Raw genomic sequence first — 20,019 nt, 5'->3', positions numbered from 1 at the left:
GCAGGTCACGCTCGGTGCCGCCTGTCCCAAGGGCAGGACGTTGATCCCGAGCATGATCTACAGCTTCAAGGTCACCGCCGACGAATATGCGAAGCTGACCGGCGCCGTTCCCGAGCCGCAGACTTGGGCGATGATGCTCGCCGGCTTCGGCGTCGTCGGCGCCACGATGCGCCGCCGCCGCAAACCGGCAGCACGCTCGCTGGTGTAATCGCTCGAACCGTCATTGCGCGCGCAGCGAAGCAAACCAGGGCGTCCTGGTCCTGGCCCTGGAGTGCTTCGCTGCGTTCGCAATGACGAAGCCGGGTCGATGTGCCGTCATCACGATCTGATCAGCCGAGGGTGGCGTGTTCGCGCGCCCCAGCAAACCCCTGCTATCGCACCCGCCGGTCCGGCAGCACCCGGTCGACCCACACGCCCAGCCTTCCGTGCGACCATGCCAGCGCACGGTACACTGACAGCACCTTGCGCGCCCAGGTCGTGTAGATCCCCGGCTTGCCGGTCCGCAGCGCGACCCGCGCCAGCCGGTGGCTGTCGCGCGCGATCATATAGCGCATCCGATACACCAGCCGCCGTCGCAGCGGCAGCCCCGCCGCAGACGGCGCAACGCGCTTGACCGGGCGCAGCTTCTCCCCGCGCCGCCACGTCAACCGATATGCCAGTCCTTCGCGGCGATGCCGGAACCCCGCCGCCTGCGTCTGCTCGACGAACGCCGCATCGACCGGGGTCAGCGCCAGCCGCCCCTCCGCCACCGCGCCCGCGATCATCGCATGGATCTCGGGCGAGCGCGCGATTACCACATTGGTCCCGCGCCCGTCCGACGAATAGGGCTCCACCCACGCATCGCCGAACGCGACATCGGCGGTTTCGGCGACGACATCGTCGCACCAGTCGCACGCCGGATTCTGGAAGAATCCCGCGCCCCAGTCACCATCCGCCAGATGCCACCAATCCTCGGCCCGCGCGCTGCCGTCGTCGAGCGTCAGGTGCGCGCGATACCAATTGGCCGGCCGCGTGGCGTCCTTGATCCGGTAATCGACCGCGCGCACTCGCGCGATCGGCGTGCCCAGCTGCCACGCGAAGCTGTCGACCAGCCGCGCGCTCTTCTGATGCCCACAGAACAGCCCCAGCAGATGGGTCACGCGCTCGCCGATCACCGGATCGGTGCGCCGCAACAGGTTCAGCGCCTTGATGAAGCACGGCACCGCCACCACCGCATAGCGCCCCGGCGTCGCGCGGATCGCCGCGATCACCGCCGACAGCTCGACCGGATAGTAACGCGACTTCGCCCCGCCCGCGATCTCGCCGGCCTCGCGCGACAGCCGATAGGAGAAGAACCGGCCGTCCGCCTGCGGATCGGCGACCGGCGCGACATGCGCGACCGCATCGACCGCACCGGTCCGCAGCAATTCCGCCGCGACCCAGCTCACCATCCCGCCCGAGCTGCCGTTCGTGCGAAACGCCTGCTCAGCGACATGCCCGACCCAGGTCGATTCGAACCGCCCGAGCAGATCGCTGCGCGCCGGTGCGACGGGGAAGCGCTCGGCGGCCAGTACGTCCTCGTTCGCCGCTGCCGGTGAGAACGGGCATTGCGCCGCAAAGTCCGCGCCGCCCGGTGTTCCCGCCTCGGGCTTCCACAGCCCGTCGCGGTCCATCCGCATCGCCGCCGCGCACCCGCCGCAGCCGATGCACAGCCCTGCGCCGACGATATCGTCCGGGCGCAGCGCCTCAACCAAGCGCTGCGCCGAGGAAAGCGGTCGATTGCGCACGCAGCGCCGCGATCCGCTCGCCGATCCGCGCGTCATGCGGTGCGCCGAGCAGCAGGTCATATTCCGCCTCGCCGGTCTCGGGCGCGACGATATGCCGCTGTGCATCGAGCGCCGCCGCCAGATCGCGCACCTTGTTGAACCGGTACGGCGACGGCGCGGTCACGAACGGCGTCCCGTGCACCAATGCGAAGACGCAACCGTGGAAGAAGTTGGTGACCAGCGCGCTCGCCCCCGCCACCCGCTCGGCGAACGCCTCGGGTCCGGCGTCGATCTCCTGCGTGTCCGCCCAGTCGTTGCGATAGCCGATGCTGTGCAGCCGCACATCGTGCCGCTGCGCCCATCGCCGCATCGCGTCGGCCAGCCAGTCGGGAAAGCCATGACCATAGACCAGAGCGTAGCGCGCACCCTCGGGTGCACCACGCGGCACCCGGTCCCCGAATTGCAGCACCGGATCGAGCACCAACGGCGGGGTCTCGTCCAGCGCGCCGCCGACCAGTGCCTGCGCATTCGCATCGCGCACCGAGATCGCGGTGAAGCGCCGCAGCCGGTCCGCCCATTCGTTCCCGATCCCGTCGGCGGCATCGTGGTTGCCGAAACTCGCGGCATAGGAAACCAGCCGCGGCGCGTTCAGCCCCTCGCCGAAGAACAAAGGGGTCGAGGCGTACCAGGGATGGCGGAAATTCCACACCTCGTCGCTGCCGATTACCACCGCGTCGAGCGCACCGACCGCCGCCGGATTGTCGATCGCAAACGCCGCCGAGCGCGGGAGGTGCTCGATCGCGGTGACGAACCGTCGCGCCTTGGCCTTGTACGCCCCCAGATCGCTTGCCGCAGTCCGCTCGGGCAGCGTCGGCTGCAACGCGCACCGCCATTCCGCTTGCACCACCGCATCGCTGTGATGATCGAGCAGCCGCGCGTCATGGCCCATCGCGCGCAGCCCCTCGACCAGGCATCGCGCCTGCCAATAGGATCCGTAATTGATGCAATTGTGAAAGGTCAGTACGCCGACCTGCGCGGGCAATTCATTCATTACCCCGACAATCTTCGGCAAGCGCCACGGTTCCGGGGTTCTGACGGGCCACCGGCAGAAGACGCTTTCTTAAACTTATCCGTGTCAATCGTTCGCGATGCAGATCGTGCACCTCTACAAATCGCTGATCGATGACGTCGTCGCCTGGGGCGGCTCGGCCAGCCTGCTGCACGTCCATGTCGGGATGGCGATCTATCTTGCGGTTCTGATGGCGGTGCGCCAGCGGCGCGCCGGGATGATCGCGCTGCAGGTCGTGCTCGCCGCCGAATTGGGCAACGAAGTCATGGACTGGCTGAATGCCAGCCCGGACTGGACGTGGTCCGATACCGTCTCGGATTTCGCGCTGACATTGCTGTGGCCGGTCGCGACCACCGCAGTGCTCGCGTGGCGGCGACGGCGCTGGCGAACGTCGGTCGCGATCATGGCGCGATCTGGCGCGATTCCGCTTCCTGCAAAGAGACATGTCCCAATTGCAATCACCTGAATGCTTGCCAGACGGCCAGTTGAGTCGCTAGCGGACTAGGCTTGCGATGCCGCCGGGGGCGGTTGATTCAAGGGAGCGACCGTCTTGCGCATTACCATGATCGGTTCGGGCTATGTTGGCCTGGTTTCAGGCACTTGCTTTGCCGACTTCGGCCATGACGTGATTTGCGTCGACAAGGACAAGGGCAAGATCGACCGGCTGCTGGCCGGCAAGATGCCGATCTATGAGCCGGGGCTCGAGGATCTCGTCGCCCGCAACGTCGCGGCGGGACGTCTGAAGTTCACGACCGACATCAAGGAAGCGGTCGCGGGGGCGGACGCGGTATTCATCGGCGTTGGCACGCCGACGCGTCGTGGCGATGGCCATGCCGATCTGTCCTACGTCTACGCCGCCGCCAAGGAAATCGGCGAGGCGCTGACCGGCTATTCGGTGATCGTCACCAAGTCGACCGTGCCGGTCGGCACCGGTGACGAGGTCGAGCGGATCATCCGCGAGGCTGCGCCGAACGCCGAGTTCGGCGTCGTCTCGAACCCGGAATTCCTCCGCGAAGGCGCGGCGATCGACGACTTCAAGCGTCCCGATCGCATCGTGATCGGCTCGGGCGACGACCGCGCGACCGAGGTCATGCGCCAGGTCTATCGTCCGCTGTATCTCAACGCCGCACCGATCCTCGTCACCGCGCGTCGCACCGCCGAGCTGATCAAATACGCCGGCAATGCGTTCCTCGCGACCAAGATCACCTTCATCAACGAAATCGCGGACCTTTGCGAAAAGGTCGGCGCCGACGTGAAGGACGTCAGCCGCGGGATCGGGCTCGACAATCGTATCGGCTCGAAGTTCCTGCACGCCGGCCCGGGCTATGGCGGGTCGTGCTTCCCCAAGGACACGCTCGCGCTGCTCAAGACCAGCCAGGATTATGACGCGCCGCAGCGGATCGTCGAGGCGGTCGTCGCGGTCAACGACAACCGCAAGCGCGCGATGGGCCGCAAGATCATCCACGCGATGGGCGACGACGTTCGCGGCAAGACGATCGCGGTGCTCGGGCTGACCTTCAAGCCGAACACCGACGACATGCGCGACTCGCCCGCGATCGCGGTGATCCAAGCGCTGCAGGACGGCGGCGCGAAGGTGAAGGCGTTCGATCCGGAAGGCACCGAGCAGGCCAAGCTCGTGCTCGACAACGTCGAATATTGCGACGGCCCGTATCAGGCGATCGAGGGCGCCGATGCGCTGGCGATCGTCACCGAATGGGACGAGTTCCGCGCGCTCGACCTGCGGCGCGTCAAGTCGCTGCTCAAGGAGCCGATCCTGATCGACCTCCGCAACATCTACACCCCCGCCGAAGTGCAGGCCGCCGGCTTCCACTACACCAGCATCGGCCGCTGATCGAAGGAAGCGGGGCTCCTTAGCCCCGCTTCCCGTACCGCCATCCCGGCGAAAGCGAGACCTCCCCAAGAGTCACCCGTCACGCCGGACCTGTTCCGGCATCCACCGTCCCGCGAACGCTTAACCCGTTGGATTGGCGGATCGGTGGCCCCTGGAACACATCCGGGGTGACGAAGTCGCAGACACGCCACGCCGCACGAGTGACGAACCGCGGCGCTAGAGTTTGATCCAGCTGGCCTGAACCATCCGTCACCGTACCCCGGCGAAGGCCGGGGCCCAGGTGGGAAGGCCCGGGAGAGGTAGCGCGACGCACATCAGCAGCGTCCCCCAACCAGCTAGGCTACACGTCAGCGTCGATAAATCATACCCTTACCCCGCCGGCAGACATTCCCGCCGCTGGTCGACCCGATCCGCACCGTCCGGCGCGCGCGTCAGCACCGACAGCGCGCGGCACGTCCGCCCGCCATCCGCCTCCGCCTCGCCCGCGACGACGAAGCCGTGCACCTGCCCGGTCGATTCATACCATTCCTGCACCTCGCCGCTGCGCAGCGCCGCCGCGACCGCCGCCGCCCGGCTGCCACTATCCTGCGGCAATTCGTCCGCCACGACGGCCTTCGCCAACGGCACCGCGACGGGCGCGACCGGCCGTACCGTGCGCGCCACGGCCACTGCCGGAGGCGCGATCGCGCGCTCCGGCACCGGCACGCTCACCGAGTAATTCACAGGACGGATCGGCGCCGCACGGGTCGCCGCCATCGACAGCCCGCCCGCGCTCACCGCCAGCATGACACCCAGTACGCCGGCCGCGCGCCAGCCGCCGCCCGAGCGCGCCCGCGCCGGCTCGTAGAACGGGTAATGCGGCCCCGGCGGCGCGCAGCGATATTCGCGCGTGATGCGCAGCGGCCCCAGCTCGATCGTCGTGCGGCGGATGATGTCACGCGCGTCGGTCACGGTCACTCCCCAGGTCAGCGCCCTTCATCGGTCGTCGCACCCCGCTTGGCAAGTCGTTGCTTCAGCGCGCCATTCGGCCGTCGAACAGCAGGCCGAAGTAATCGCCCTTGTTCCACACCGGCCGCTGCGGCGCATCGGCGATCTCGCGCGCGATCCGATAGTTGGCGTCGACGAAGCGCACTCCCTGATCCCACAGAATCGGCTGCGTCAGGTCGTCGCATGGCTTGTGATAGCAATTGTCCATGAACGTCTCGACCGCCACCTTGCCCGGCCCCTTCTGCCCCGGCCATAGGAACACCGAAGGCACGCCCTTCTGCACGAAGCGATAATGGTCGGAGCGGACGAAGATCGCCTGTTCGGGCATCGGATCGGGCGACAGGCCGACGCCGATCCCCGCCACCGCGCGCGCGATGATCGGGCCCAGCGTCGATCGGTCGCCGCCGAACGCCACCATATCCTCGAACTTATAGGTCAGGATCGGCATGTCGAGGTTCACGTCGGCGACGATATCGCCGATCGGCACGGTCGGATGGTTCGCGAAATAGTCGCTGCCGACCAGCCCTTTTTCCTCGGCGGTGACCGCAAGGAACAGGATGCTGCGCTTCGGCGGCGTCGCGGTCTTGAAGCGCTTGGCCGCCTCGATCAGGCTCGCGATCCCGATGCCGTCGTCGAGCGCGCCGTTGTAGATCGTGTCGCCGTTCACCGCCTTGCCGACCCCGACGTGATCGAGATGCGCGGACAGCACCACCGTCTCCTTGCCCAGCACCGGATCGCTGCCGGGGATCATCCCCAGGACGTTGCTGCTCGCGATCGGGCGGAAGGTGGTGGCACTCGCGATCGACAGCGTCCCCGCCGCGGTCGCCGGCCGCACCTTCAGCGTCTTGCGCGCTGCACCCTTGGCGAGTGCAGGCCAGACGCGCCCGAACACCTTCGCCGCGCCCGCCGGGGAGAGCGTGCCGAGCAGCGGCACGCCCGTAGCGCTGCCGGTGCCGTCCGGGTTCGCCCAGGTGATCCGCTCGGCCGCATAACCCTTGGTCACGGAAGCGAACGACGGCGCGCCGCGCCCGGTCTTGCGCAGATCGGCGATCGCGATCACGCCAACCGCGCCATGCTTCGCCGCCGCGCTCTGCCGCGCCGCCGCGCTGCCGAAGGTCGCCGATACCTCGCTCGGCAGCCCTGCCGGCGCGCCGCCGACATAGGCGACGATCTTGCCGTGCACATCGACGGCCGCATAATCGTTCAGCCCATATTGCGGCGCCTCCAGCCCATAGCCGACGAACACCACCGGCGCGGCGATCGTGGTCGCCTTCGCCGCCGGATTGGCCGCCGGGGTGAAGTCCTTGCCGAACGCCAGCGGGGTGCCGGCCCCGCCCGCCGCGGTCCACGATGCACTCCCTCGCCCGCGATCTTATACCCGGTCAGCGGCACCTTCTGCAGATAGCCGCCGTCGTCGCCCTTCGGCTTCAGCCCCGCAGCATAGAATTGCGCGGCGACATATTGCGCGGCGATATCGAACTCGGGCGAACCGACGTCGCGCCCCTTCATCGCGTCCGATGCCAGGAACATCACATGCGCCTTCATCGCCGCCTGGTCGGCGGGCAGCGGGGCGTTGAGCGCGGCGTTGCGCTCGACAGGAGTCGTCTGGGCAAGGGCGGTAGCGGAAAGCGCGAGCAACGGGAGCAAAGCGAACGAACGAAACATGGGCACGACCGGTGGAAGAGGAAGGATGGCCGACCTTACGGGCGGAGATGGTTGCCGTCGAGACGATCGCGCGGCTTTCGGCGCGCGGCTTTCGGATGGAACCATCGCCGCCTTTTCGTCATAGTCCGCGGCATGGCCGATGCCCGCACCACACCCGTCACGCCCGCCGCCACGCGCCGCAGCGATTACACCCCGCCCACCTGGCTGGTGCCGCAGGTCGCGCTCGACTTCGCGCTCGACCCGGTGGCGACCCGCGTCCGCGCGCGCCTGAACGTCACCCGCAACGGCGCGCATGACACGCCGCTACGGCTCGATGGCGCCGGGCAGGTGCCGCTGTCGGTGACGGTCGACGGGCAAGCGATCAACGACTGGCGGATCGAAGGCGAGCAGCTCGTCGTCCCGCTCTCCGGCGACATGCACGTCGTCGAGACCGAAGTCGAGATCGCGCCCGACCGCAACACGCAATTGATGGGGCTCTATGCCTCGGGCGGCAACCTCTGCACGCAATGCGAGGCGGAGGGTTTCCGCCGCATCACCTGGTTCCCGGATCGCCCCGACGTGCTCGCGACCTATCGCGTCACGATGACCGCCGACAAGGCACGCTTCCCGGTGCTGCTCGCCAACGGCGATCCGGTCGCGCAGGGCGACAATGCCGACGGTACGCATTGGGCGGAATGGCACGATCCGTGGCCCAAGCCATCGTACCTCTTCGCGCTGGTCGCGGGCGACCTCGCGGTCAATCGTGGCACCTTCACCACGCGTTCGGGGCGCGAGGTACAGCTCGGCATCTGGGTTCGCACCGCCGATCTGCCCAAGACCGACCATGCGCTCGACGCGCTGAAACTGTCGATGTCGTGGGACGAGCGCTTCTATGGCCGCGAATACGACCTCGACGTCTTCAACATCGTCGCGGTCGACGATTTCAACTTCGGCGCGATGGAGAACAAGGGGCTGAACATCTTCAACAGCCGCTACATCCTCGCCGATCCCGATACCGCCACCGATTACGATTACGATGCGATCGCCGCGGTGGTCGCGCACGAATATTTCCATAACTGGTCGGGCAACCGCATCACCTGCCGCGACTGGTTCCAGTTGAGCCTCAAGGAAGGCTTCACCGTCTATCGCGACCAGGGTTTCTCCGCCGATCAGGGTTCGGCCGCGGTCAAGCGGATCGAGGACGTGCGCGGCCTGCGCGCCGCGCAGTTCCCGGAGGATGCCGGCCCGCTCGCGCATCCGGTCCGCCCGGAAAGCTATATCGAGATCAGCAACTTCTACACCGCCACCATCTACAACAAGGGGGCGGAGCTGATCCGCATGATGGCGACGATGCTGGGGCCGCAACGCTTCCGCGCCGCCACCGATCTCTATTTCGAACGCTTCGACGGCACCGCCGCAACCTGCGAGGATTTCGTCGCCTGTATGGAAGAGGGCGGCGACATCGACCTGACCCAATTCCGACTGTGGTACAGCCAGGCCGGCACCCCGCGCGTCTCCGCCTCGCTGGTCCACGAACCCGGCAGCGGCCGCGCGACGCTCAACCTCGCGCAAAAGGTGCCCGAAACCCCCGGCCAGCCGGTCAAGCACCCGCAGGTACTCCCGCTGCGCATCCGGCTATTCGGCGGCGACACCGGCCAGCCGCTCGGCGACGAGCAATTGGTGATCCTCTCCGACACCAGCGCCAGCGTGACCTTCGAAACCGTCACCGAACGCCCGGTCGTCTCGCTCAACCGCGGCTTCTCTGCGCCGGTGATCGTCGAGAGCGACCGCAGCGCCGCCGACCTCGCCTTCCTCGCGCGCCACGACGACGACGCTTTCGCGCGCTACGAGGCGATGCAGCAATTGATGCTCGACACGCTGATCGCCGCCACGGTCGAAGGCGAAGCGGACTCGCATGCAGTCGTCGCTGCCGTGGCCGACACGCTCGACGACCCGACGCTCGACCGTGCCTTCGTTGCCGAGGCGGTGCTGCTGCCGTCGGAGAACTTCATCGGCGACCAGTTGAGCATCGTCGATCCCGAAGCGATCTTCCGCGCGCGTGAGGATCTGCGCGCCGCGGTCGGCCGCGAACTGGAGGCGCGCTGGCGCGCCGCCTGCGACCCCGCGCTACGCCGTCCCTATGCCTATACGCCCGAGGACAAGGGCATCCGCCGCCTGCGCAGCGTCGCGCTCGGCTACCTCGCCGCGTCCGGCGCGAACGATGCGCCGACGCTGGCCTGGGAACAGTTCGAGGCGGCCGACAACATGACCGACCGGCAGGGCGCGCTGGCGGTGCTGGTGAACGGCCAATCGCCCGAACGCGAACGGGCGCTCGACCATTTCTACACGCGCTATGCCGACAATGCGCTGGTGCTCGACAAATGGTTTCAGACGCAGGCATTGTCGTCGCGCGACGACACCTTCGCGCTGGTCGCCGAACTCGCGCAGCATCCCGACTTCACGCTCGCCAATCCCAATCGCGCCCGTGCCCTGGTCGGCGCCTTCGCGGTCAATCAGCGCGCCTTCCATGCCGCGGGCGGCGCGGGCTATCGCTGGCTGACCGACCAGTTGCTCGCGCTCGACAAGCTCAATCCGCAGACCTCGGCGCGGCTGCTCCCGCCGCTCGGCCGCTGGCGGCGCTTCGATCCGGTGCGCTCGGGCGCGATGCGGGCAGAGCTGGAACGGATCGTCGCCACGCCGGGGATCAGCAAGGACCTGTTCGAACAGGCGTCGAAGAGCCTGGAAGGGTAACGCCCGCGGTCATCGCGGGCTCAAAGTGCCATCAACGCTGACATGTACCCCGGCGGCAGCCCCTCTAAACCGTCATTGCGAGCGTAGCGAAGCAAGCCAGGGCGTCCTGATCCAACCCTCGATTGCCTCGCTACGCTCGCAATGACGAAAATAGATCGCCGAACGTCTTCTTGACCGATTGGCTCGATCGTTAAACGACCGCCACCAACTCCACCTTCGCATCGCGCTCCACGCGCCGCTGCTCGGTGCGCCGCGACTGTGCGGCCATCTTCATCCAGGCGTCTTCCGACCGCCGGCAACGTTCGCGAACGTTGTCCAGCGTGGTTTCCTGCGCATCGCGACGATGTTGCGCGGCGATCGCTTCGAAGCGTTCATATTCCTTGATGACCGGCCCCTTCGGTTTGCTCAGGCGGTACACGTACGACCTGCGCCGCCAATTCGTCGTACAGGTCGCAGACCTCGATCAACGCCTGACTGCCAAGGTGTATCCGCTCGCCCAGCGTAAAGCGGCGCAGCGTCCCCCCGGCCCCGACCAGCCGACCGTCATGTGGCTGCCGCCGCGCACGTCGGCACGCCGCGCCGCGCCCTGCGTGTAACGGAACGTCGCGCGTGCGCGCGCCATTCCGTCCAGCCGCTCGACGCCCCAGGACGCTTCGGCGCAGAACGTCACCAGCTTGCTTCCGGTGTTGCGCTGCCCCGATCGTACCGGCCGCCCGGCGTGATCCGCTGCGGCATCCAGCAGGACGTGCAGCAAGCGGTCGAGTTCGCCGATCCAATTGCCGATCACGCGTGAGCGCACCAGCCGATCGTTATCGTCCCAGCATTGGTCGAGCCACGAGCGGTCGATCTGCGTGCGCAGGAAGGCGGTCGCGCGCGCCAGCGTCACCGCCGCCTGATCGCGCGCCGCCGTCCTCACCGCCACGCGCGGCGCGTCCGGCGGCGGCGTGCCCAATCGCGCAGCCACCGGCGCCAGCGTGGCATCACGCAAGCTCCGCGCCGTGATCGATCGCGAGGATCACCGCCTCGACGCGCGCGCACGCCTCCGCGCTGTCGCCGGCCAGATGGAGCGGGGTCGCGCCCAGCCCCTCGTGATCGGCGTTGAGGAACGGCAGCGCCGCCGACGCGCCCATCCGCTCGATCGCCAGCCGCGTCACGCGGCTCTGCCGCTCGGCGCGATCGGGATCGTAGCGGACGCGTGCGGCGCGGAACGTGCGCGTCGCGCGCGGCTGTTCGTCACTCATGCTGCGACGAAGGTCCGGTCGGCACCCATTTGCGTCTGCGCACGGGCGATCTTTGTCGCATAGCGCCCGGCAAGCTGCACATGCGCCATGCGCGCCTCGCTGCCGCGCGCGGCGGCGGCCATCATCATCGACACTTGATGCCGATGGAAAAGATAATTGAGGTCCATGCGCTGGCTCCCGAGTGACAAGCGGGAGCGCGGCGTCTCTCAGCCGTCGGTGCTTGTGGGCAATCTACCGACGATGCCGAAGCTTAACACGGATCGGCAGCTTAACCTAATCGGCCCTCGTCACGTGAGGTCCGGATCGTCGCCGACCGCCACCGTTCACCGCGGCGCGCGCATCGCCGCCATCGCCAGCCCGGCGCCGAGCACCGCGCCGCCGCCCGCCCGCTGCGTCCACACGCGGGCGCGCGGATGCTGCAGCCACCCCGACGCCCGCGATCCCGCCAGCGCGTACAGGCTGTCGCTCACCCCCGCGATCACCGTGAAGGTCGCGATCAGCACCGCCGCCTGCGGCACGAACGGCGCGTCGGCGCGGATGAACTGCGCGGCGAAGGCGACGAAGAACATGATCGTCTTGGGATGGAAGGTGCCGACCGCGACATTGGTCGCGAACGCCGCGCGCGGGCTCACCGCGCGTCGCGGTACGTCGTCCGCCCCCGCCGCCGCACCGCTGCGCACGATCGCCAGCGTCCCGATCGCGATCAGATAGGCCGCGCCGATCCACTTGAGGATCGTGAACGCCAGCGCCGACGACGCCAGCACCGCCCCCGCGCCCGCCAGCGACACCGTCATCGCAATCATATTGCCGACCGCCATCCCCGCCACCGAGGCGAGCGCGGTGCGCCGTCCCGAACTGAACGCGAAGCCGACGATGCTCGCGACCCCCGGCCCCGGGATGATCGCCATCACCACCGATGCACCAGCGAACACCAGCCACGCGTGCCAGTCCATGTCGACCTCGCCTTACCCCGAGTTGCGCAACGCCGTCGCGATCGCGTTGATCGACAGCAGGATGCCCTGCCGCACGCGCTCGTCGCCCTCGCCGGCACGGTGCCGCTTCATCAGCTCGATCTGCAAGAGGTTGAGCGGCTCGATATACGGAAGCCGCAGCCGAATCGACGCGTCGAGCGCCGGATGCTTCTCGAGCAGATGCGCCTGCCCGGTCACGTCGAGCAACCCGTCATGCGTCTGCTGCCAGCCGTCGCGGATACGCCCGAACACATGATCGCGCAGCGCCTTGTCCTCGACCAGCCCGGCGTAGCGCTCGGCCAGCCCCATGTCGGACTTGGCGAGCACCATCTCCATGTTCGCCAGCGTCGCGGCGAACAGCGGCCAGCCCTGCGCCATGTCGCGCAGCAACGCGCGATCCTCGAACGCCGCGATCGCCTGCCCGACGCCGTACCAGCCCGGCAGCATCACCCGCGCCTGCGCCCAGCTGAACACCCACGGAATCGCGCGCAGATCCTCGATCGCGTCGGATTGCTTGCGGCTCGCCGGGCGGCTGCCGATCTTGAGCCCGGCGATCTCGGCGATCGGCGTCATCTGGCGGAAGAAGGTGCGGAACCCCTCGGTCTCGTATACCAGCCCGCGATACGCCCGGAACGCATCGCCCGACAGCCGGTCCATCGCGCCGGCGAACGTCTCGTTGTCGCCGTTCGACAGCGCCTCGGGCTCGAGGCTGGCGATCAGCGTCGCCGACGCCATCGCCTCAAGATTGGTCGCCGCACTCTCGCGCGTGCCGTATTTGCCCGCGATCACCTCGCCCTGTTCGGTGATGCGGATGCGCCCCTGCACCGTCCCCGGCGGCTGCGCGCGGATCGCCGCGAAGCTGCTGCCGCCGCCGCGCCCGACCGCGCCGCCGCGCCCGTGGAACAGCTGCATCCCCACCCCGACCTTGTCGAACACCGGCTTCAACGCGGTCGACGCCTTCGACAATTGCCAGGTCGAGGTCAGATACCCGCCGTCCTTGTTGCTGTCCGAATAGCCGATCATCACTTCCTGATGCCCGCGCGCTGTCGCGATCGCGCGCACCTCGGGGATCGCGAACCACTCGCTCATGATCGCCGGCGCGGCCTCGAGATCCTCGATCGTCTCGAACAGCGGCACCGCCATCACCGCCGCGCTCGCCGGCGGACCGGGACGATACAGGCCGACCTCCTTGAGCAACAAATGCACTTCGAGCAGGTCGGACACCGACTTGGTCATCGACACGATATATTGCCGGATCGCCCCCGCACCGTAGGTCGCATGCGCGTCGGCGGCGGCCCGCACGATCGCCAGCTCGCCCGCGGTCTCCTCCGAATATTCCGCGAAGCGCGTCGTCAGCGGGCGCGGCGTCGCCAGTTCCTGCCGCAGCAGCATGACGCGCGCGTCCTCGTCCAGCGCGGCATAATCGGCGCACACCCCCGCCACCTTGAGCATTTCCGCGACGACGCGCTCATGCACCGCGCTGTTCTGCCGCAAGTCGAGCGTCGCGAGGTGGAAGCCGAACACGTCGACCGCGCGGATCAACCGCCCGATCGCCCCGCCACTGCCCAAAAGTCCGTCGCCGCCCGCCGACAACGGCCGGGCGATCGCGATCAGATCGGCGCGCAACGCCTTGGGATCGGGATAGGGCTCGCCCTTCAGCGGCCCCGGCCGCGGCGCGGGCTGCCCGGTCAGCTTCGCATAGGTCGCGGCGGTGCGCGCATAGATGCCAGACAGTGCGCGCCGATACGGCTCGTCGCTGCGCGTCTCTGAGGTATCGCCGCTCGCATCCGCCAGCGCCCGCACGCCCGCATCGACCGTCGCGTGATGCGCCGAGATCGACAGTTCCGCACCCATTGCGTGAAGCTGTTCGAGATAGAAGCCCAGCACCGCCTGCGCCGCCTTGGCGAACGCGGTGCGCAGCGAATCGGCGGTGACGAACGGATTGCCGTCGCGGTCGCCGCCGATCCAGCTTCCAGGCCGCAGGAACGACGGCACCCGTCCGCCCAGCGCCCGGTCCCAGCGCTGGTAGAGCGCCGGCAGCACCGGCAGGAACACGTCGCGCAGGTAACTCAGCGCGGTCTCGACCTCGTCGACCACGTACAGCCGCTCGCGTCGCAGCACGCGCGTCTGCCACAACAGCGCCACCTGTCGTACGATCGCCTCGTCGACCAGATCGCCGTCCGGAGTCGTCTCCACCCCACGATCGCGCAGCGCCATCAATTGCGCGATGCGGTTGCGGTGGTCGATCATGCTCTTGCGCCGCACCTCGGTCGGGTGCGCGGTCAGCACCGGCGCGACCAGCGCCTCTTCGAGCAAGGCACGGACGCGATCCACGCCGACCCCGGCATCCTTCAGCCGCGCCAGCGCCGCCGCGACGTCCGCGCCCTCTTCCGCGGCGATCCCCTGCCGGTCCTCGGCAAGATTGGCGAGCATCGAGAACAGCATGAAGCCGCGCACGAAGTCGAGCGTCTCGTCCAGGTCGAGCGCGCCCAGCTCGGCATCCGCCGACGCCTGCTGGTTGCCGCGATGCCGCTCAACCGAGGCGGAACGGATCGCCTCGGTCCGCTCGTACAATGTCTCCCCGCCGTAAGCGCGGATCACATCGCCCAGCACACGGCCGAGATAGCGGACATCGGGATTGTTCGTGATCGGTGGCAGCGTGCTCATGAAGGCTTGCTGCGCTGCCGCACGGGCCGGGTCAACGATTGTTTGCTGCCCGGCCACCCTGATCGGCGATATTTAGTTGCGCGGTGCGGTCGTGTTCGCGGGCTCTTCCGCCGGGGTCGGCAGGTCGAGTTCCTTCATCTCACGCGCGCGCTCCCGCTCGTCGCTGGTCACGGTGCCGTCGTGGTTGATGTCCTGCGCGTCGAACCGCTTCATCATCCACGCGCTCCATTCCTCGTTCGAGATCGCGCCATCCTTGTTGAGGTCGATTTCGTCGAAGCGCGGCAGCAGCCGCTTGGAAACTTCGTTCCGCGTCAGCTTGTCGTCGTTGTTGACGTCGAGCCGGCGGAACCGCCGCTCCACCACGCCGCCGAAGTCGAGCCGCGACATGACGAACGGCGGGACGTAATTGGACAGCGCCGCCTGTTCCTCGGGAGAGGGCTCCTTGGGCTTCGAACATGCGGCAAGCGCAAGCGCGCCCGCAACCACCACCATCACCCGCATGTCCGTCGAAACTCCCTCAAGCGTCCAGCTCAACATCCCAGTAGAGCCAGTCGTGCCACGTCTCATGCAGATAATTCGGCGGAAAGCGACGCCCATGTTCCTGCAACTGCCAGCTCGTCGGGCGGATCGGCTCGATCGGCAGCGGCATCGCCGCCTGTTTCGGCGTCCGCCCGCCCTTCTTCAGGTTGCACGGCGCGCAGGCGGTGACGACGTTTTCCCACGTCGTCCGCCCGCCCTGCGCACGCGGCACGACGTGATCGAACGTCAGGTCGCGGACGTGGCTGCCGCAATATTGGCAGGCGAAGGTATCGCGCAGGAACAGGTTGAAGCGCGTGAAGGCCGGGAATTGCGACGGCTTCACGAACTGTCGCAGCGCGATCACCGACGGCAAGCGCATCGTCAGGTTGGGGCTGCGCACCTCGCGCTCGTAATGCGCGACGATATCGACGCGCTCGAGAAACACCGCCTTCACCGCGGTCTGCCACGGCCAGATGCTGAGCGGATAATAAGAGAGCGGCGTGTAATCGGCATTGAGCACCAGGGTCGGACAGGAGTCCGGGTGCCGCATCAGGTCGGGATGGAACACGTCAGAACGTCCCCCTTACCTCGCTAGGTCGTGCCGCGTGCTTTCGCTCCCCGGCGTGACGCCATGATGACAGCACGCGCCGGCCGCTTCAAGAGTCAGCAGGATCTACCGTTCGCGCTTCCTTCCCCTTCCATGTCCCCCCACCGTCATTCCCGCGAAGGCGGGAATCCAGAACCTCTGACGTTTCGCCTCTTGCGAAAACCTGCGCGTCTGGATTCCCGCCTTCGCGGGAATGACGGAAGGGACCCGCGGGAATGACGGAAAGGAGCCGCAGGAATGACGGAAAGGAGCCGCGGGAATGACCGAAAGGACCCGCGGGAGTGACCGAAAGGACCCGCGGGAGTGACCGAAAGGACCCGCGGGAACGACCGAAAGGAGCCGCAGGCGTGACTACACCCCAAGGCTATGCCACCTGTTCCCGCATGACGTCCCACACCGACCGCCTCGCCGCGCTCCGCGCGCAGCTTTCCGCCGCTGCCCTCGACGGCTTCATCGTCCCGCTGACCGACGAGCATATGAGCGAATATGTCGGCAGCTATGCGCAGCGCCTCGCATGGCTGACCGGCTTCGGCGGCTCGGCGGGCAGCGCGGTGGTGCTGGCGGATCGCGCCGCGATCTTCACCGACGGGCGCTACACGATCCAGGTCCGCGAACAGGTCGACCCCGCCGACTGGGCGTATGTCGGCGTCCCCGAGGAAAGCATCGCCGGCTGGCTCGCCGACCACGCCCCCGCCGGCGCGCGGATCGGCTACGACCCATGGCTCCACCCGCGCGGCGCGATCGACGAATGGCGCGGCGCGCTCGAAACCCGGGACGTGACGCTGGTCGCGGTCGACGCCAATCCGATCGACGCGGTCTGGCACGACCGCCCCGCCCCTTCGCCGGCACCGCTCATCGTCCAGCCTGAGGCGCTGGCGGGCGTCTCCTCCGCCACGAAGCGCGCCGCGGTCGCCGACTGGCTGGGCGAGGAGCGCGCCGACGCGTTCGTCGTCGCCGCGCTCGATTCGATCGCATGGCTGTTCAACGTCCGCGGCGGCGACGTCGATCACACGCCCGTCGCGCTCTCCTTTGCGATCGTCCACGCCGACGGCACCGCCGATCTGTTCGTGGCGCCCGAGAAGGTCGGCGCGGCGGTGCGCGAGCATCTCGGCAATGCGGTGCGGCTGCACGACCGCAAGGATTTCGCCGGTGCCCTCCGGCACTTCACCGGCAAGACGGTTGCGATCGATCCGGCATTGACCGTCGCGGCGATCTTCGACGCGGTCGAGGCGAGCGGCGGGACGACGCTGGCGCGGCGCGACCCGACCGTCGTGCCGCGGGCCTGCAAGAACCCGGTCGAGGTCGCCGGCCACCGCGCCGCCTCGCTGCGCGACGGCGCGGCGGTGACGCGCTTCCTGCGCTGGATCGCGGATGCCGCCCCGCGCGGTGGGCAGACCGAATTGTCCGCCGCCGCGCAATTGCTGCACTTCCGCGAACAGGGCGGCGTCCTGCGCGACCTGTCGTTCGACACGATCAGCGCCACCGGCCCGAACGGCGCGCTCCCGCATTATCACGTCACCGAGGAATCGAACCGCGCGATCGAGCCCGGCCAGCTCTACCTGGTCGATTCCGGCGGCCAGTATGACGACGGCACTACCGACCTGACCCGCGTCGTGCCGATCGGCACCCCGACGCCGGAGATGCGCGATCGCTACACGCGCGTCCTCAAGGGGCATATCGCGCTCGCCACCGCGGTCTTCCCGCACGGCACGACGGGCGCGCAGCTCGACGGGCTCGCGCGCGGCCCCTTGTGGCAGGCCGGGCTCGATTATGCGCATGGCACCGGCCACGGCGTCGGCAGCTTCCTGTCGGTCCATGAAGGGCCGGCGCGGATCGCCAAGCCGAGCTACCCCGGCGCCGGCCCGTCCGAGCCGCTGCGCCCCGGCATGATCCTTTCCAACGAGCCCGGCTATTACAAGGCCGGCGCCTATGGCATCCGGATCGAGAACCTGCTGCTGGTCGTGCCGCGCACGGTCGCGGGTGGCGAGGCGGAGATGCTGGCGTTCGAGACGCTGACTCTGGCACCGCTCGATCCCGACCTGATCGACACGTGGCTATTATCGGCGTCGGAGCGGCACTGGGTCGACGATTACCATGCTATTGTGGCGCGCGAACTGTCCCCGTTGCTCGACGAAGCGGATCGCAAGTGGGTCGAATCGCGCTGTTCACCGCTCCCGGCGTGATCAGGGCCGCTCCTTTTCCATGTCGTTCGCGTCCGGAAGCGGCTCAGCCTGCCCCCGCGCCTGCTCCTTGCGCCGCCGCAGATTGGCCCGGAGTTGCGCGGCGAGCCGCGCGGCACGTTCGTCCTGATCGCTCATCGGAAATATCCGCTAACGGCACCGATCGACCTTGACAACGACGTCCGTCTCGGCTCTTAGGCCCGCTCCCGCGGACAACGTGGGAAGTGCTGCCGTAGCTCAGTGGTAGAGCGCATCCTTGGTAAGGCTGAGGTCGTGAGTTCAATCCTCACCGGCAGCACCATTTTCTTCTGACGATCTCGCCCCTCGGGGCTGACGATCGCTCCAGCTTTTCAACGTCATATGCGACCCAGGATGCTCGGGGACGGGCGTTGCATGTTCCTGCACGCACGCATTTTCGCGCCTCGCAGCCCGCCCTCGGCAATTCGCCTGAGAAATCAATCGGGTTAACCGGCACGAACCTTGTCTATTAATCCGCGGCTAAGCGCCCGGTGCGAGAAGCCGGGGCATGAACTATCGTCATGCTGCGCTTTCCTCGCTGATGCTCACCAGTCTGGCCGCCTTCGCCGCGAGCCGGTCGGGCGATGCTCCCGTCACGACCGTCACGCCGGTGACCGTCGTCGCCAGCCCGCTGACGAACAATGCAAAAACCTTGACCCAGCCGTCGACGGCGTCATCCGTTGCCGCACCGAAGAGCAGCACCAGCCTGCTTGCCAGCAACCTCACGCTCGCCGCGACGACCGTCGCCAGCCCGCCTTCGCCCTGCGCCAGCACCTACGCGCAGGCCAACACCGCCGCGCTTCCCGAAATCACCGTCAAAAGCGGCGGGATCAATGGCTGGGATGAGCGCTACAAGGGACGTCCGCTCAGCCTGCTCAACGCCGCCGTCGATCATTGCCAGACCTTCGACGGGACAACTAGCCTCGTCGGGCCAATGCTTTACGCGAAGGGCCGCGAGAGTTTCGGCCTCGCGAGCTTCGATGCCGCCGGTGGCGCCGCCTATAAATTCTACAACGGCAATCTGGTGCTGAAGGCCTATAAGGACGCGGCCGGCGCACACAGCGGGCTGATCCAGTCGGTCAGTCCCGGGCAGGCCTATAACGGCGTCGCCATCCAGCCCAATCAGGCCGGCTACACCTGCGCCGGCTGTTATTGGGAAGCGCGGATGAAGATGCCCGTCGCTTATGGAACCTGGGCAGGCTTCTGGCTGCTCAGCCCGGACGATCCCAAGAACCGCGGGCACCTCGAAGTCGACGGCATCGAATATTACAGCCTCGGCAACAAGCGCGGCCACCACCACGCCACCCATCGCTGGTCCGGCGGCAGGTCGACCGGCAACAACGGCTACAGCCTGTCGGACGAAATCGGCAACGGCGACTGGCATACCTATGGCATCGACCTGCGCGGCATCGCGAAGATCGACGGCAAGCCCGCGATCGTGATTTACATGGACGGCAAGGAGATCGACCGGCTGGTGACCACCGCCGATTACTTCACCACGCCCTTCTATTATCTGGTCAACCTCGCCACTGCCACGCCGAAGACCGGGGTCGTCGACTATCCGCAAGCGCTCTGGATCGACCATGTCACCGCATGGAAACCGCGCGGGTAGGACGTCAGTCCGGGCTGACGAAGGCGAGCGCCTCCTGCGCGATGCGCTCGATCCGGCGAACGAGATATCGGACGCCCTGCAACTCGACATACCCCCTCGGTCGGCACCTGATGTTCGTCGCGTTCACACAGGAACTTTTTGGCCAATCCTGGCAGT

At 67.8% G+C, this 20,019-nt stretch carries 20 protein-coding genes, 1 tRNA gene and 1 pseudogene; 7 read left to right on the top strand and 15 right to left on the bottom strand.

The features are described 5' to 3' along the window. Positions 1-73: 73 nt before the first annotated feature. Positions 74-208 (top strand): annotated as a pseudogene (locus tag QP166_RS18890) (PEPxxWA-CTERM sorting domain-containing protein); the annotation flags it as partial. A 163-nt stretch (positions 209-371) separates the two neighbouring features. On the opposite strand, the gene QP166_RS00730 reads toward QP166_RS18890, so the two are convergent. After that, the gene (locus QP166_RS00730; RefSeq protein WP_333914169.1) at positions 372-1,733 is read right to left on the bottom strand and encodes a Coenzyme F420 hydrogenase/dehydrogenase, beta subunit C-terminal domain; all 1,362 of its coding nucleotides are present in this window, start codon (positions 1,731-1,733) and stop codon (positions 372-374) included. Then, positions 1,726-2,796, bottom strand: coding sequence for a polysaccharide pyruvyl transferase family protein (locus QP166_RS00725; protein ID WP_333914168.1), 1,071 nt, complete (start codon positions 2,794-2,796; stop codon positions 1,726-1,728). The genes QP166_RS00730 and QP166_RS00725 overlap by 8 nt, the downstream gene beginning before the upstream one ends. Positions 2,797-2,893: 97 nt before the next feature. Here QP166_RS00725 and QP166_RS00720 point away from each other — a divergent pair, with 97 nt between their 5' ends. Together QP166_RS00720 and QP166_RS00715 are read left to right on the top strand one after the other, a co-directional pair. After that, entirely contained in the window at positions 2,894-3,280 is a 387-nt protein-coding gene (locus QP166_RS00720) for a hypothetical protein (protein WP_333914167.1), read from the top strand. A gap of 84 nt (positions 3,281-3,364) precedes the next feature. Then, complete coding sequence (locus QP166_RS00715; RefSeq protein WP_333914166.1) at positions 3,365-4,666, top strand: UDP-glucose dehydrogenase family protein; 1,302 nt, start codon at positions 3,365-3,367, stop codon at positions 4,664-4,666. A 369-nt stretch (positions 4,667-5,035) separates the two neighbouring features. Here QP166_RS00715 and QP166_RS00710 read toward each other — a convergent pair whose 3' ends face one another. From QP166_RS00710 to QP166_RS00700, 3 genes are all read right to left on the bottom strand, one after another. Continuing rightward, the gene (locus QP166_RS00710; protein ID WP_333914165.1) at positions 5,036-5,617 is read right to left on the bottom strand and encodes a hypothetical protein; all 582 of its coding nucleotides are present in this window, start codon (positions 5,615-5,617) and stop codon (positions 5,036-5,038) included. Between the two features lie 61 nt (positions 5,618-5,678). Further along, positions 5,679-6,899, bottom strand: coding sequence for a M28 family peptidase (locus tag QP166_RS00705; protein ID WP_333914164.1), 1,221 nt, complete (start codon positions 6,897-6,899; stop codon positions 5,679-5,681). Then, entirely contained in the window at positions 6,857-7,318 is a 462-nt protein-coding gene (locus QP166_RS00700; RefSeq protein WP_333914163.1) for a hypothetical protein, read from the bottom strand. Before QP166_RS00700 ends, QP166_RS00705 begins: the two co-directional genes overlap by 43 nt. A 132-nt stretch (positions 7,319-7,450) precedes the next feature. On the opposite strand from QP166_RS00700, the gene pepN reads away from it, so the two are divergent. Further along, a complete protein-coding gene (pepN, locus tag QP166_RS00695; protein ID WP_333914162.1) occupies positions 7,451-10,048 on the top strand; it encodes an aminopeptidase N in 2,598 nt (865 codons plus the stop codon). A gap of 190 nt (positions 10,049-10,238) precedes the next feature. Here the strand turns inward: pepN and QP166_RS00690 are convergent, their stop codons facing one another. From QP166_RS00690 to QP166_RS00655, 8 genes are all read right to left on the bottom strand, one after another. Next, a complete protein-coding gene (locus QP166_RS00690) occupies positions 10,239-10,466 on the bottom strand; it encodes a hypothetical protein (protein WP_333914161.1) in 228 nt (75 codons plus the stop codon). Positions 10,467-10,511: 45 nt separating this feature from the next. Further along, positions 10,512-11,036: a hypothetical protein gene (locus QP166_RS00685; RefSeq protein ID WP_333914160.1), complete on the bottom strand. Its 525-nt coding sequence runs from the start codon at positions 11,034-11,036 to the stop codon at positions 10,512-10,514. Next, entirely contained in the window at positions 11,029-11,289 is a 261-nt protein-coding gene (locus QP166_RS00680; protein ID WP_333914159.1) for a hypothetical protein, read from the bottom strand. Before QP166_RS00680 ends, QP166_RS00685 begins: the two co-directional genes overlap by 8 nt. Beyond that, positions 11,286-11,456, bottom strand: a complete 171-nt coding sequence (locus QP166_RS00675; RefSeq protein WP_333914158.1) for a hypothetical protein — start codon at positions 11,454-11,456, stop codon at positions 11,286-11,288. Before QP166_RS00675 ends, QP166_RS00680 begins: the two co-directional genes overlap by 4 nt. A 156-nt stretch (positions 11,457-11,612) precedes the next feature. Continuing rightward, complete coding sequence (locus tag QP166_RS00670) at positions 11,613-12,242, bottom strand: LysE family translocator (RefSeq protein ID WP_333914157.1); 630 nt, start codon at positions 12,240-12,242, stop codon at positions 11,613-11,615. A 12-nt stretch (positions 12,243-12,254) separates the two neighbouring features. After that, positions 12,255-14,927 carry a phosphoenolpyruvate carboxylase gene (gene ppc / locus QP166_RS00665; RefSeq protein WP_333914156.1) on the bottom strand — a complete coding sequence of 891 codons (2,673 nt, stop codon included), beginning with the start codon at positions 14,925-14,927 and terminating at the stop codon, positions 12,255-12,257. Between the two features lie 72 nt (positions 14,928-14,999). After that, positions 15,000-15,428: a hypothetical protein gene (locus tag QP166_RS00660; RefSeq protein ID WP_333914155.1), complete on the bottom strand. Its 429-nt coding sequence runs from the start codon at positions 15,426-15,428 to the stop codon at positions 15,000-15,002. A gap of 16 nt (positions 15,429-15,444) precedes the next feature. Beyond that, a complete protein-coding gene (locus QP166_RS00655) occupies positions 15,445-16,014 on the bottom strand; it encodes an HNH endonuclease (RefSeq protein ID WP_333914154.1) in 570 nt (189 codons plus the stop codon). Between the two features lie 422 nt (positions 16,015-16,436). Between QP166_RS00655 and QP166_RS00650 the strand changes: the two genes are divergently transcribed. Further along, complete coding sequence (locus QP166_RS00650; RefSeq protein ID WP_333917219.1) at positions 16,437-18,236, top strand: aminopeptidase P family protein; 1,800 nt, start codon at positions 16,437-16,439, stop codon at positions 18,234-18,236. Here QP166_RS00650 and QP166_RS00645 read toward each other — a convergent pair whose 3' ends face one another. Next, on the bottom strand, positions 18,237-18,371 hold the full coding sequence (locus QP166_RS00645; protein ID WP_333914153.1) for a hypothetical protein: 135 nt from the start codon (positions 18,369-18,371) through the stop codon (positions 18,237-18,239). It lies immediately after the preceding gene. 88 nt (positions 18,372-18,459) lie between these two features. On the opposite strand from QP166_RS00645, the gene QP166_RS00640 reads away from it, so the two are divergent. After that, positions 18,460-18,534: transfer RNA gene (locus tag QP166_RS00640), tRNA-Thr, on the top strand. A 225-nt stretch (positions 18,535-18,759) separates the two neighbouring features. Beyond that, a complete protein-coding gene (locus QP166_RS00635) occupies positions 18,760-19,863 on the top strand; it encodes a family 16 glycosylhydrolase (RefSeq protein WP_333914152.1) in 1,104 nt (367 codons plus the stop codon). Between the two features lie 4 nt (positions 19,864-19,867). On the opposite strand, the gene QP166_RS00630 is transcribed toward QP166_RS00635, so the two are convergent. Continuing rightward, positions 19,868-19,990, bottom strand: coding sequence for a hypothetical protein (locus QP166_RS00630; protein WP_333914151.1), 123 nt, complete (start codon positions 19,988-19,990; stop codon positions 19,868-19,870). Between the last annotated feature and the right edge of the window lie 29 nt (positions 19,991-20,019).

The sequence above is a fragment of the Sphingomonas sp. LR60 genome (genome assembly GCF_036855935.1).
Lineage (GTDB): Bacteria > Pseudomonadota > Alphaproteobacteria > Sphingomonadales > Sphingomonadaceae > Sphingomonas.
This window is presented reverse-complemented; position numbering and strand designations above follow the sequence as displayed.

Bases quoted from the DNA above. Each gene is read 5' to 3' on its own strand.
- QP166_RS00725 (WP_333914168.1), bottom strand. From the start codon at position 2,796: ATGAATGAATTGCCCGCGCAGGTCGGCGTACTGACCTTTCACAATTGC.
- QP166_RS00720 (WP_333914167.1), top strand. From the start codon at position 2,894: ATGCAGATCGTGCACCTCTACAAATCGCTGATCGATGACGTCGTCGCC.
- QP166_RS00700 (WP_333914163.1), bottom strand. From the start codon at position 7,318: ATGTTTCGTTCGTTCGCTTTGCTCCCGTTGCTCGCGCTTTCCGCTACC.
- pepN (WP_333914162.1), top strand. From the start codon at position 7,451: ATGGCCGATGCCCGCACCACACCCGTCACGCCCGCCGCCACGCGCCGC.
- QP166_RS00680 (WP_333914159.1), bottom strand. From the start codon at position 11,289: ATGAGTGACGAACAGCCGCGCGCGACGCGCACGTTCCGCGCCGCACGC.
- QP166_RS00675 (WP_333914158.1), bottom strand. From the start codon at position 11,456: ATGGACCTCAATTATCTTTTCCATCGGCATCAAGTGTCGATGATGATG.
- QP166_RS00670 (WP_333914157.1), bottom strand. From the start codon at position 12,242: ATGGACTGGCACGCGTGGCTGGTGTTCGCTGGTGCATCGGTGGTGATG.
- ppc (WP_333914156.1), bottom strand. From the start codon at position 14,927: ATGAGCACGCTGCCACCGATCACGAACAATCCCGATGTCCGCTATCTC.
- QP166_RS00660 (WP_333914155.1), bottom strand. From the start codon at position 15,428: ATGCGGGTGATGGTGGTGGTTGCGGGCGCGCTTGCGCTTGCCGCATGT.
- QP166_RS00650 (WP_333917219.1), top strand. From the start codon at position 16,437: ATGACGTCCCACACCGACCGCCTCGCCGCGCTCCGCGCGCAGCTTTCC.
- QP166_RS00645 (WP_333914153.1), bottom strand. From the start codon at position 18,371: ATGAGCGATCAGGACGAACGTGCCGCGCGGCTCGCCGCGCAACTCCGG.
- QP166_RS00635 (WP_333914152.1), top strand. From the start codon at position 18,760: ATGAACTATCGTCATGCTGCGCTTTCCTCGCTGATGCTCACCAGTCTG.